The organism is Gordonia sp. SID5947, assembly GCF_009862785.1.
Classification (GTDB): domain Bacteria; phylum Actinomycetota; class Actinomycetes; order Mycobacteriales; family Mycobacteriaceae; genus Gordonia.
In genome coordinates this window covers 3,568,235-3,581,414 of the sequence record NZ_WWHU01000001.1, presented here as the reverse complement: position 1 = coordinate 3,581,414, position 13,180 = coordinate 3,568,235, and the positions used below count along the sequence as shown (strand labels likewise).

Annotated in this window: 4 protein-coding genes; 1 reads left to right on the top strand and 3 read right to left on the bottom strand. The window is 64.1% G+C overall.

Features of this window, described 5'->3' with window-relative positions; translation table 11 throughout:
• Positions 1-165 precede the first annotated feature (165 nt).
• On the top strand, positions 166-1,380 hold the full coding sequence (locus tag GTV32_RS16315; RefSeq protein WP_161061204.1) for a hypothetical protein: 1,215 nt from the start codon (positions 166-168) through the stop codon (positions 1,378-1,380).
• Between the two features lie 282 nt (positions 1,381-1,662).
• Here GTV32_RS16315 and GTV32_RS16310 read toward each other — a convergent pair whose 3' ends face one another.
• From GTV32_RS16310 to GTV32_RS16300, 3 genes are all read right to left on the bottom strand, one after another.
• The gene (locus tag GTV32_RS16310) at positions 1,663-3,903 is read right to left on the bottom strand and encodes a 3'-5' exonuclease (protein WP_161061203.1); all 2,241 of its coding nucleotides are present in this window, start codon (positions 3,901-3,903) and stop codon (positions 1,663-1,665) included.
• On the bottom strand, positions 3,904-6,627 hold the full coding sequence (locus GTV32_RS16305; protein WP_202421819.1) for a DUF262 domain-containing protein: 2,724 nt from the start codon (positions 6,625-6,627) through the stop codon (positions 3,904-3,906).
• Positions 6,628-6,719: 92 nt separating this feature from the next.
• Positions 6,720-13,094 carry a DEAD/DEAH box helicase gene (locus GTV32_RS16300; RefSeq protein WP_161061201.1) on the bottom strand — a complete coding sequence of 2,125 codons (6,375 nt, stop codon included), beginning with the start codon at positions 13,092-13,094 and terminating at the stop codon, positions 6,720-6,722.
• Positions 13,095-13,180 lie beyond the last annotated feature (86 nt).

The following is a 13,180-nucleotide window of genomic DNA, read 5'->3' as shown; positions in this document are numbered from 1 at the left end:
AAAAGAGGTGCCAGGCGACATCGGCGAAGACGCTGCTGAAGACTCCGCTCAATTCGTGATCACCGACGATTGAAGAACTGCCTGACGAAGTCGGAATTTATACCGAAATCCACACGCCCGAATTTCTATTCATAGATTGCCGGCACCTCAACTGATTGAGCCTGAATGTATTTTCCATCTCGCGAGGAGACTGCCGAACTATCCTGCACGCCTTCTTTGGTGCGGGCCATCCTTCCGGACCCGGGCTTTCCTGGCCTAGTAGTGAAGGCGAACTCGCTTGTACTCAAGCAGATTCTCCACACCACTCAAATTAAGCTCTCCGTTTTCCTAATTTCCGAGAACCGACTAGCCTACGCGGTAAAGAATACGAGCGGCGATCCCGCGCTGGACGCGACGGTCTGGTCAATAGCCGAGACAGGCCGTGAGGTCGAAGCGTTGCGACAGATACACACTAAATGCACAGTGGATCTGTACTTGTTCAACGAACTCGTCGTCAATGTCGCTCAAGCGAAGCTATCGATCACACGGATTTGGGGCGAGCCGCCCATGGTGTTCGATAGATGCACAATCGGCACGGTCGACCAGTTCCACCTATCGGAAGAGATCGCCGAGCATCTCTCGGCATTCGACGAAGGCGACAGATCCTCGGATCTTGCAGTATTCGATGGTGCCGGGTCTGGCGACTGGAGTTCACCGACGATATACCTTTACGGCAACCAAAGCGCATCCAACCCCCTCTCCATTAGCAGCACCGACGAAGGGGGCCAGCAAGAAGCCCTGTGCGGCTGGCTCCTTGACAATTTGCTGCCGACTGGGGCGATTAGCAATCCGACAGTCGTACGAGGAGATGAATCTCGCGAATTAACAGACGTCATGTTGACGTATGAGTACGGTGTCGTGCTGATCGAGTCCAAAGGCTTGAACATTCTCGACAAGCCAACGCTGCCCGCGATCTCGCGGCTACGCCGATCGACCGCAAAGCACGTTGAGAAGGCATCCCGCCAGCTGGTCGGGGCAGTAAAGCAGTTGCGTCTCGGCTCGTCGGTACGTGATAGCGCCCGAGTCCCCGTGGAGATAGAGCGCCCCGACACGCCTCACGCAATTATTCTGGTACCAGACTTATTCCTACTCGCCGGTAATTCTGACTACGACGCTGGGTATTTCGTGAGAATGACCCAGGAGATCAACGGTTTTTTCCATATGCTGGATCCTGAAGAGCTGTTCAGTATCGTGCGCGCTGCAAACAGATTGGTGGCGCGCCGACCCGAAATCACAAGGATGATGGCATTTGACTTTTATCTGATGGAACGTGCTAAACAGTCTCTGACCACAAGCAATCCGGCTTTCAGAGTGATCTTCCGCGACGGCGACATGGTGTGAAGGCCAAAGCTACTACTTATAGTAGTTATAGCAACTCATCACGAACTATCTCGATGAGCTTTCGCCCCATCTCCTCATCCAACTCAATCACCTGACTCGGCTTCGGCCCCGACTTCCGTGTGTCGGATCCGTAGGTCGTGATCTTGAGAATTTTCCCTCGCTCCGGATCGTCGACCGCCACATACGTCCCGTCGACTTCCGACTGGGGAGGCCGAGCGCTCCCCTTGCCCGGTTCGAGCGATCTGATAAGCGCCATTCGTTCCTCCTCAGTCCTGCAACCGGTTAGCTCACATCCGCAGCCAACAGCTCAGATCTCGCCCCACTCCATGTCACGACCAACTCGTCTCGCGCCCTCGATGCAGCGACGTAGAGCAGAGACCGCTCACGCAGCAACGCCTCGGCCTGTTCCTCCTCTGGCACCGAGCGCAACGTAGCCGCGGAGGGCACGTGCGCTGCATCGACGCCTGCGAGAACAACCCGCGAAAACTCCATGCCCTTCGACCGGTGCATCGTCAGCACCTGCACGTGTCCGGATGTCGCCGGATTGTTGTCGAGCGCGCGTGCGTCGACGTCGCGCTCGCCGAGCGCGCGCACGAACTGGCTCCGATCGTTCTGGCCTCTAGTCAGCACGGCGATAGTGGACTTATCGACGCCGTCATTGATCCACTCCTTGACGAGGTCAGCAACCTTGTCGAGTTCGTCGGCCGGAGAACTGCACTCGACCAGCCGCGGGTTTGGGCCCAGACGTGCAGACCGGTATTCCTCGGTAGACTCCTCGCCCTGCTCGAGGTCCTTGTACTCGGCACCTGAGAGGATGCTCACTGCGAAGTGCAAGTTCTGGGCGGTGGTGCGGTAATTCAACGTGAGGCGTCGAGCCCGGCCAACAATTTTGATCCCGAACTTCGACAACACCACTGGCTGGCCGTAAATCCGCTGATGCGAGTCCTCGGCGATGAAGAGGTCGTTACGATCCTCCGCGACGAGCGCCCGGAGCAGCGCCCAGTGCGCCGCGTGAAGATCCTGCGCCTCGTCTACGAGGACGTGGTCGGCCACGTAGCCGTCTCCAGCTTCTGCTCGCAGCCGCAGGTGCTCGGCCGCCAGGGCAAGCACCTCAGGGAAACTCAAGCTTCCATCGACTCTTTCCTGACGCCGATACGCCTCAACCTGCTTCCAGACTGCAATCCGCTGCGGCCGGCTAAGCCTGACGCCGCGCCCCGGGCGAGGAACCTTCGCGTACTGCTCGAGCGTCGTTGTCCGATTTGCGAGAACCACCGCAACGTACTCATTCTCGAGGAAAGCAGGTGTCGCGAGCTTGCCATCCAAGCCGCTGTTCACCGACTGCACAACGTCCCGCCAGGTCTTGTCGGAGTTGGTCCGGCTGCGTGTCAGTTCCGGACCGCGGTAACCGAATACGTTCTCGGCCGCGTCCCCGATGTCGCCCGCATGATTGAGGACAGCGTTTCCCAACGCATCGATTCCACTCACGTAAACACCAGGCTCACCGAGCCTCTCAGCGAGACCGATATTCGGATCAAGCGTCTGCAACGCAGCCTTGAGGTCGGCCGCGAGGGTTCTGTTGTACGTCGTCAACACGATTCGTGCTGTGGGATCGGCATTCGCGAGGTGACGCGCTCGGTGAATTGCCACCACGGTCTTCCCGGTCCCCGCGCCACCGGAAAGGCGGAACGGACCGCTGAAGTCCTTCTCGACATACTTACGCTGTTCGGGGTGGAGGAAGGTTCGCCACGCCGCAAAGTCCCCACCCTCGATGATCCTGCGAAGCTCCTCGTCATCCTCGACAAAGGTGAACTGCATCTTCGAGGCCGGCTGTTCGAGCGCCTTGAGGATCTTCTCGTCATCGTCGAGGTCGTCGTCTACCGGCGCATCGGTGAAGCCGTGCTTCTCACGGATCGTGTCGATATGCAGTCCGGTAGCGAGGTCGAGGAGGGCGCTGCCCTGCCAACCCACCGCGTTCGCGGCGATATCGACGAGTACATCTTCGCTAGACGCCGCGAGCGCCCGCTCAGCAAGCTCGGTATCCAGGCCAAGTCGCTCGGTGAGGTCGGCGAGGCTGAACCGCTCAGCGAGGTAGGGCTTGGATTCTGGCCGCACGCGCCGGTCGAGTTCTCCGCGCGGATCGGGGACGACGGTTCGCTTCTTGCGGTCGTCGTCGCCGTCGAGCTCGCCAATAATTCCTTCGAGCACACCGTTGATCGGGTTGACCCGAAGCTGCGATCGTTCGGCCAGCTTGTTGGCCTCGTCGTGCGGCCACGTCCCCATGTAGATGAACGTGGGATCGTCACCGAGCTTGTCGTCGACTTTGAACAGAATCGCGCGGAAGTTCAGGTCCACTCGTCCGGTGCGGACTCGCGGATCAACGGCTCCGTTCAGCGGCTCGATGTGAAGGCCGGCAGCGGTGTGATCGGCCGACAGTTTCTCGATGAAGGCCCAGACCTTGTCTTTGATGGTCTTGTCGAGCTTCTTCATCGCCTTCGTGTTCGACGCGATGACCAGATTCGCCACTTAGATCACTCCGTTCTGCAACGCTGCCACGATCTGTGCGGCGTCGGGCGGGCACAGCGTCCAACCCGCGAGAGTCAACGTGTTTGCCGTGTCGTCATCAGGGTCGAGAAGCACCCCGACGCAGCTGTCGGGCCACGCGAAATCCACGACGTCGCCCTCGTCGGTCTCGTGGCCCACCGTCGGCACCGGCAACCCTGTTGCGGCGAGCGCGACCACGAACTGCTTCTCGACGTCGGAGACGGTGTCGTCGAACAGCGCCTGCCACTGCGGGCTGAGCGCCAGCGCGGCCGCAATGCCGGTGTCGACGCTGCCCGCGCTCGTGGGGGCGGGGCCGCGGTCACTGAACTCCGGCGAGTTCGATGCCAGCACCGTCAGCCACCGCGCGACGATTCCGGAGGTGATCAGGCGATGGAACTGGGGCATCAGTCCCTCGACCTGGAACATCATGCTCAGTGCGGCGAGAACGTCCTCGGCCGTTGCCGTTCCGATAAAACCCTCGGTTTCGAGGTCGGGGAGGTTCTTGCCGGGAAGCGCGGTCTGGAGGTTCGTGACAGTGAACGCGGCGAACGCCGAGGTGAATTCGTCACGCAGCGGTCGTGTGTCTTCCTCGGTGGACGACGCGGACGATAGTCCTTCTACTTCTGGCAGGAACTTCGTCAGCTCCGCATACGGACCGGGTTCGACCACGGTGTCCTCGGGCTCGACGGTGTCGGTATTGCGGAGGGTGAAGACCAGGTCGTCGGTGTCGATCTCGAGGTGGTCGAACATCTTTCGCAGGACCGTCAGCTTCGAGCGAGTGGAGGTTGCCGTCATCACGGTCAGTCCTGGAATGACCAGGGATTCACTCGACGACACCTCATGCGAATCGTCGACGACCGCGAGGTCGTTGGATTCTGCGGCGTATGCGAAGACCTCCTCGCGGCGGTCGTCGACGAGGATTCGGATCACGTCCAGGAAGGCGTCCTTCCAGCTGGCGACCGTCTTACGGGTGTCGCCGAACTCGAACGAAACGACCGTGCGGTTGGTGAACGACTCGTCGTCGCCCATCGGCATCGTGGGCAGTGGCGGCACGTACGGCTCGAATTGGGTGGACGGCAGTGGCCAGTACTTCAACGCGATGGCTGTCAACGCCTTGGTCCGTTCCTCCAACTGCGCCACACTCCAGACGTCGGAGCTCTTCAGAAGCGCATTGAGACGATACGGGGAGGCGTCGAACCCGTTATCGCGCTTCTTCTTGCTCGAGAACGTGGAGTTCGAGTAGCTGGAGTTGTAGCCCGTGACAGTGAGATTGCCGATGCGGTTACACCAGGTGGCGTGAATGTCTTCGGCATTGTCACCGAGATCGTTCCGCCATGCCGGGGTGAGCGTTTGCGGCATGATGTGCTCAATGCTGATCGACTGACTCTCCAGGGCCTTCGCGATGTCGTGGGTGTCGTTCGACCAGTTGTTCTCGAGGCACTCGAACAGGTAGCTGCGGTTCTCGCCCTTGATGTTGTACAGGTTCCGGGTCGTGAACGATTCCTTGAATTCGTCGTCGGTGGGGAACCTGCCGGATGCAGTCCGTCGTCGCAGCGAGTACGCCAGCACATCCGAGAACCGGTCGCCCTCGCCGCGGAGTCGATGAACCTCGGAGTACAGGGTGGCGAAGATCTTGTTCAGGGCACTGGTCAGGACACCGCTGATGAAGCGCCGGAACAGGTAGGAGTCGAGAATGACCATCACCTGGGTGAAGTCCTCGGCAGACACCGTCCCGGCCTTCACCTCGCCGAGCAGTGGCATGGTCAGTGGAAGCGTCACGTCGTGCTTCACCATGTTGAAGCGCCGCAGTCGCTTGTCTGCGGCCGCAATGCCGGTGCTGGCGGTGTTGAGCTCGCGGCTGTACTCGGCGTAGTCGCGCATCTCCGCGAGGATGTCGCGGGTGCTCGCCTTGCTGTTGCTCTGATACTCGCGGAACGCCTCGTACACGGCGTCTTGCCGTGGCGTCTTGCCTGTCTTGGAGATCAGATAGAACCGGATGAACCAGTCGGTGCGGTACTCGACCGCCTTCTCGATGCGGTTCCAGTAGTTCTCGTACAGGTCTTCCTGGTCGTGGCTCTGTTCGTGCATGAGCACCACGTTGCGGATCTTGTCGGCTTCGCTGAGCTCGAGGCCGGTGGAGTTGATGCTCTCGAAGATCCGTTGGGGATCGTCCTGCTTTTCCAGGTCGAGCGCCATCACCTGTAGGCGGAAGATGGCATTCCAGATCTGGTCACCGCCGAGTTCACCGCCGGCGATCCGCTCGCGGAAGTACCGGTAGTTGGCGGTGACGGTGGACGACTCGATCGGAGTGTCGCCGCGCAGCAGGCGACTGTAGGCGTCGTTGTCGTTCTTGACCGGCTTGAGCTTGAACTTGACGGCCGCATGCTTGTCCTTGAGGACGAGGTAGCTGTCGCGGATCTTCGCGGCCAGGTTGGAGTCCTTCGAGGTGACGGTGCCGTCTTCGAGCGAGTGAACCAGCGCCAGCATGAGCAGGCTGCTGGTGGTTAGCCGCTGCTGACCGTCGATCACGACGTACGTGAACGAGTCCTCCGGATGCCCGACGATGGCGCCGAAGAAGTGCGTTTCGCGGTCCTGACCGACGATGTCGACCAGGTCGTCGAACAGCCGAGCGCAGTGCTTGAGCTTCCAGTCATAGTTGCGCTGGTACACGGGGATCAGCAGGTGCTTGCTGTTTCCGTCAAACAACTCCGTGATCCGCCTGATACTGCCCTTCACTGTTCACGCCCCCCTAAGACCAGGCGCGCCGCACTATTCGACGCGATGACCAAGTTGGCCATTTACGACACCCCGTTCCTTATCGCAGCTGCGATCGCTTCGGCATCCGGTGGGCACATCGTCCACCCCGCATTCGACATCGTATGAGCGGTGTCGTCATCCGATTCCAGCAAAACACCGATCCGCTGGTCTTCCCACGCAAAGTCCACTACCCCGCCCTCGTCGGTCTCATAGCCCAGTTCAGGTGTCGGAACGCCCGCCGCAGCAAGGGCCAGCACCAGCTGCTTCTCGGCATCCGACACCGTCGCCTCGAAGACGACGCGCCAGGCAAGCGGCAGGTCAGCAGACGTTGGTGTCGCGGCCGGCGCACTGGCATTGGCTTCGAGCAGGCTTCGAGTCGTGATCCGATGGTTGCTACTCAAACCCAGCCAATTGGATAGTCGCAGCCACTCCTTCCACGCTTGCCCCTCGAGGACTTCGAGCCGATCCTCTCGGTCGTCGAGTGCAAGGACCGCATTGGTGGTCCGGGTGCCGGGGCGCATCGTCGCGGTCGCGACCAGCGGTCCTTCCACGTACGACCAGCACATGTCCACGCCGTCGCCGAAGTCCGGAGACTTGCCGTCGAGGACATCGAGCGCGCGAGCACCCACCGTGTCGCCATTCCCCTTTGCGCGTATGCCACCTCCGACGAACATCATCGGTACCCATCGGCCCACTTGCTCCCAGGCATCGACGTCGGGGTCGGTGATGAACGACAGCAGGGTCGTAAGGGGGTCAGCCGAAAGATGTTTCACGAGTGCGGGTCGAAGGCTGCCGGCGGCCATGATCTTGGACGCCGCTTGCTCGGTGAACCACGGCGGTACGGGTGCCGCTTTGTCCCTGAATCGCTGCAGGTCTTCGTGTCCAAACGACCAGACGAGATACCCACTGTCACGCAGAACTGTTCGCTTCTCAGCGTCGTCGGCGACGCGGTTGCAGCCCGGCACAGCGTGGAACTTTCGGCCGTCCGCGAAGATGGCGATTCTCGGAATCTCCGGGTCAGTGGTGGCAAGTTCAAAGTCGGGTTTGGAGTTGACCATATGAACCTGCGGGGTGAGCTTCCACGTGCGGATCTTCTTCCCCGGCAACACAATCGTGGCAGACGGACCATAGGTACCCGGTGTTTCCTTCACCGTCGCACCCATCGCTCGCAGCCGCTCGACGAAGGCGAGGTAGAACTCCTTCTCCAGCGGCGATTCCTCTCCCCCTACCGGCCGCGACGGCGCAACCTCAGTGACGTCCGCGAGCCACGCCTGCAGATCAGGATCAGCGTCACCGTCGACCCCGAGGAGGTCATCGAGGGTGCGCACCGCGGTCTTGCGGGACACCTTGTCGAGTTCGTGCGGCGGAGAAAAGGGCAAGAGGCACTTGTGGCACGCCAGCCTGTCGTGGTCGGCGCAGTCGCACTCCCGCACCACGGTTCGCGCGGCGTCGAGGACTGCCCACACTTTCGCCGGGTCTGCGAACTCGGCAAGGTAGCCAGTTCCTCCGGGCACGGTGTCGTGGATGAGAAGTGCCTGCTGGCTCGGTGCGTGCAGAGCATCGGGGATCGTTGCCGCATCCAGGTGCTCAGGAGAGCCTCCGATGACCTGGCGAAGTCCCAGGAGAATTGCTGCACTCAGGCTGGGCTGGGCAAACGGGTCGTACTCGAGTGCACGAGGTAGGTGCAGGAGAACACCCTGGGTACGCAATGTCCGGGCGAGGGCGATCTCGCGAACGTGTTCGGTCGCCGCGTTGCGATGTCGGCACCAGCTGCGATGCTCGTAGCGACTGTTGCGGCCGGCAGAGCGGTCGAGCTGCCCGCACGACGAACACACTCGGAACAACCCGGTAGTCGTTTCCTGTCCCGCGATAGTGCGCGTACCACCCTGCGAAGTTCGACGACCCATGTTCAGCCAGCGAACATCCATGCGCCGCAAGTACTCAGCGCCAAACTCACGGTCGCCAACAAACCACGCTCGGTCCACGTTGAGCGGATCCACGTCCGCCGCGGTGACCACGGTGAACACTTCCTTGTGTCGTTCGTCGCGGGAGTCGTTGATGGAGGCCTCGTCGCGGCGGACCTCCGCGGACACTCGCGCCATCTCGACCACCTGCAGCCGCTGGCTGACGTCGGCGATGGCGCCGGTGCCGCAGCGCGGGCACGCGGTCACTGTCGGCGGTTCTTCGCCGGCGAGGGTGATGCCCGCCCACCCGCACTGCGGGCAGAGCCGCCATGTGTGGATGTTGGATTCGCCGGCGCCGAGGTCGACGGCGTCGATCCGCGCGGCGAGACCCTGCGCGTAGAAGGTGGCGCCGGGCGCGAGTTCGGTGAGCGCGACGCGGGAGCCGCGCTGGTAGCTGGTGGCCTCGCCCATGTACTGGTTGGTGTCGGGGTCGATCCAGGTGACGCCGACGTCGAGGGTGACGGAGTCGTCGAGCAGGGTGTAGTTGGGCAGCACGCCGTAGCGTTCGAGTACACTGATCCAGTAGTCGTCGGTGAGGTCGTGGATCTGCCCGCCGAGCAGCCGCAGTGAACCCTTCGCGGTGCGGAGGTCCCGGAGGTCGTCGTCGGTGGCGGCGGGGGACGACGCTCGGCGTTCGAACTCCGGCATCTCGGCTTCGACGGCGGCGCGGCGGGCGGTGAGCTCGGTGAGGTCGCGGTTCCAGCGGTGCACGGCCTCCTGCAGGTCGGTGACGAGCGCGCTGGGTACGCCGTCGTCGCCGGGGGTTGCCCAGGCGCGCAACGAGTCCCGTGTGTGCTCGTCGAGGACATCGTCGAACTGCGCGAGGAACCCGTCGACGAGGACGTCGGGGTCGGTGCCGACGGCGGTGAGGAGGTCGGCCATCCAGCTACCCGGGTCGAAGCTGCCGAGCACGGCGCGGGCGCCGCGGGGCGCGACGGTGCCCGGGTCGCGGGCGAGCCGGTCGATCACGTGCGCGACGTACTGGCGCTGCAGGATCTCCTCGGCGGTGAGGAACGTCGCGGGCGGCCGGACGTCGCCCTGGATCACCGAGGTGGGGTCGTACAGCTTGGGCAGGTGCTCGCCGCGCCCGCGGACGAACGCGAGGACCAGCGAGTTGCCGGTGAGGCGACCGGCGCGACCGACCCGCTGCAGGTATGACGACACGGTCCGCGGCAGCGACCCGAGCATCACCGTGGACAGGTCACCGATGTCGATGCCCATCTCCAGGGTGGGGGTGGCGACGAGGACGTTGGGGGTCTGCGGGTCGGTGCCGCCGCGTTTGAACGCGGTCTCGTACCCGAGCCGCGTCGCGGTGGGCAGCAGCGAGGTGTGTTCGCGGGCGACGACGCGCTTCATCTCGGAGCTGTCGTAGAGCCGGCGGTAGAAGTTCTGCGCCTTCGGGGCGCGGGTGAGGGTGCCGGGGCAGCGGACGAGCAGGCAGGGGGCGCCGTCGAGTTCGTCGACGACGGTGGCCGAGCCGGGCGTCGGGGTCTGGCAGACGCTGCACACCAGCAGGTGCCGGCCGGCGGCGAGATCGTCGTCGGTGGGGGCGGAGACGGTGATCGCGGAGGCGGGCAGCCCGTATGCGGTGAGGCCGCTCTCGGTGAGAACCGCAGTGAGGACGCGCTGCTCGGCGAGGACCGAGAACAGGGATCGGGCGAGGAAGCTGCCGTCGAACGACGAGACTCCCAGGCACTGCGAGGCCCATCGCGCGTACCAGGACGATGCTGCGGTGATCGCGTCGAATCCTTCGGGGACGGAACGTGATCCGATGGCGGGGAACGCGGCGGCGGGGCGGCCCTTCGGGAACGCGGGCATGCCCTCGCCCTTGGGGCGGGCGCCCCACACCCATCGGCGGTTGGCGTCCTTCTCGACGTACTTGCGCAGCCACGGGTGGTGGATGGCACCGCGGGTACGGACGCGTTCGACGGTGCCGCGGACCCAGCGGGTGATCGCCGCCGGGGCGGGTGCCTCGAGCGCGAGTTGGTGTTCGGTGGCGTTGAGGGCGGCGCGGCCGAGACGGACGGGACGCTCCGCGCCGCCGAGGTCCACTTCGGCGACCGCACTGCCGGTGAGTTCGAGGGTGCGGCCGAGGCGGGACTGTAGACCGAACTCCATGTCGACGTCGAATTCGAGGCGGCGCAGCACCTTGATGGTGGCCTTCTTGCGGGCAGCCGTGGATGCGTCAGGGTTCCAGAACGCGGCGAACTCGTCGTGGTCGACGATGTCGGGGGCGAGCAGGTGGTAGCGGCGGGCCGGGTCGTCGCCGGCGCGGGCGACGACGGCCTCGCACAGTTCCGGCAGGGTGAGCGTCGATGAGCCGATGGCGCTGCGCAGCGTGGAGCGCAGGCTGAGGGTGTGGGAGCGAGCCTGCACGAAGCCGGCGCGGTGCGCGGCGTCCTGCACGCTGTCGGTGAACATCAACGCCTTCTTCTCGTCGGCGTCGAGGCGGGCGTCGCCGAAGAGGTTCGACAGGGTCACCGAGAGTTGGGTGGCGACGGCGCTGCCGAGGAAGCGGATGCCGTCGGCAGCGCCGCAGGCCGGGCACATGTCGTTCTTGGAGTTCTCCTCCTCGTTCTCGCCGACGAGGACGAGCACCGGCAGGACCTTGCCTTCGAGTTGTTCGGTGCCGTCGGGATCGGGTGCGGTGTCGGTGATTTCGCGGTCATCGATGCGGAACCAGCGCAGGCCCTCGATCTGTTCGTCGGGGCGCGTGGCGGTGAGCAGCGCTTCGGCGGGCGCAGAGATGAGGGCGCGGAAGCGGGAGGCGCCGGCGGCGTGGTCGGCGCGGATGGACTCGTCGGTGACGTCCAGGGTGTGACCGGTGGGGGCGAGGCGGGCACCCCACCCGGAGCGGCCGCAGTGCCGGCAGTACAGCGCAGGCAGGTGCATGACGTCGCTGTCCTCGTGGACGCCGTCGTCGGACCAGCGGTAGGAGGTGCCGGTGGCGATGGCCCGGTCGATGCGGGACAGTTCCCGTATCCACAGGTGCACATCGACGTTCAGGGCGGCGCGGCCGACCTCGGCCCGCAGGTGCGAGAGCGCCGCGAACAGGTAGTCGAGGAAGCGCTGCTGCGCGGCATGCATGCGGCGGGTGTCGCGTTCGGTGGCGGGGGTGTCGAACAGTGCGTGCGCGAGGTCGGCGAGGGAGGTCGCGTCGACGGCGTGGTCGAGGAGCCGCGCCAGCAGCGGGTGGCCCTTGAGCAGCTGCAGCTGCTCAACGGGGTCGAGGTGGCGCAGGTCGGTGGGGGTGAGCCGTCGGTCGGTGTCGAGGTCGTCGGTGGCGGCGAACAGTTCGGTGCGCTCGAAAACCTCCGCCCGCTCGAACAGTTCGGCGAGCACGGCGGCGGTGAGCGCGGCGTTGCCGGGCGAGCCGACGGCGAAGTGGTCGAGGCGTTCGGCGGCGTCGGTGACGGACGGAGCGATGGGCCGGTACAGCCGGTCGAGGGCGGTGTCCCGGTCGGCGAGCCACTCGGCGGCGGTGAGCCGGGTCTCACCGATGACGGCGTCGGCGTCGAACTGTTCACCGAAGACGGTGTGCGCGAAGCCGAGCATCGCGGTGGGTTCGGCTTTGGAGCCGAGGGTGGCGGAGGTGGCGACGGGGGTGATGCGGCCGAGGGGGCGGACGCGGTCTTCGTTGGTGACAGGGGAGCCCTCGGTCCAGTGGGCTTTGACGGTGAGGCCGAGGCGACGCAGCAGCATGGCGACGTCGGTGCCTTGTGCGCCGTCGTAGGTGTGGAATTCGTCGAGGACGACGTACTGCAGCGAGTCGGCGGAGAGGCGCCAGATGTCGGCGCGGCCGGGGTGCAGCAGTAGGTGGTCGAGCATCTTGTAGTTGGTGAGCAGGATGTCCGGGGGAGCGGCGTGCATCAGCGAACGGTCGGTGATAAGCCCCTCGTCGGTGACCTTGGTGCGCCCACCGGTGGATTGCTCGCCGGTATACAGGCCGGCGGAGATACCGGACAGTTCGGGCCACGTGGTGATGAGTTGGGCGAGGCGTTCGGCTTGGTCATTGGCGAGCGCGTTCATCGGGTACAGGATGAGCGCTTTCATCCCGGTGACGCCAGCGGCTTTGGCGCGCAGGACGTGGTCGAGGATCGGGTAGAGGAATGCCTCGGTCTTGCCGGAGCCGGTGCCGGTAGTGACGAGCGTCGGCTGCGGGCGCTTCTGGAATTTGGTGGAGAGACGTTCGAACGCGGCGGCCTGGTGGCCGTAGGGGATAAATCCCATTGGCCACCAGTCCAGGTGCATGCCCCAGTTGCCGCCTGCGGGGGCGAAGGGCAGGCGGAGGCGGACGTAGGGCCCTTTGAACATGCCGGTGTCGGGGTGCCCGACGAAGTCTGACAGCGCGCCCTGGGCGTCGGGGTCGGTGAGGGCGAACGTGGTCGCGAGGTAGTCGGTCAGGCCCTCGCGCAGGTGGTTGGCCTGGAGGGTGGGAAGTAGTACCCCCATGGCAGCGTCCGTTCTGTCGTATGAGTTTGGTAGTCAATAGATTTGGCGGATCAGTGATGGTAGACAATCAGAAGTCAGGCGATCGA

Excerpts from the sequence above, each read along its gene's own strand:
- GTV32_RS16315 (WP_161061204.1), top strand. The coding sequence starts at position 166 with ATGTATTTTCCATCTCGCGAGGAGACTGCCGAACTATCCTGCACGCCT.
- GTV32_RS16300 (WP_161061201.1), bottom strand. The coding sequence starts at position 13,094 with ATGGGGGTACTACTTCCCACCCTCCAGGCCAACCACCTGCGCGAGGGC.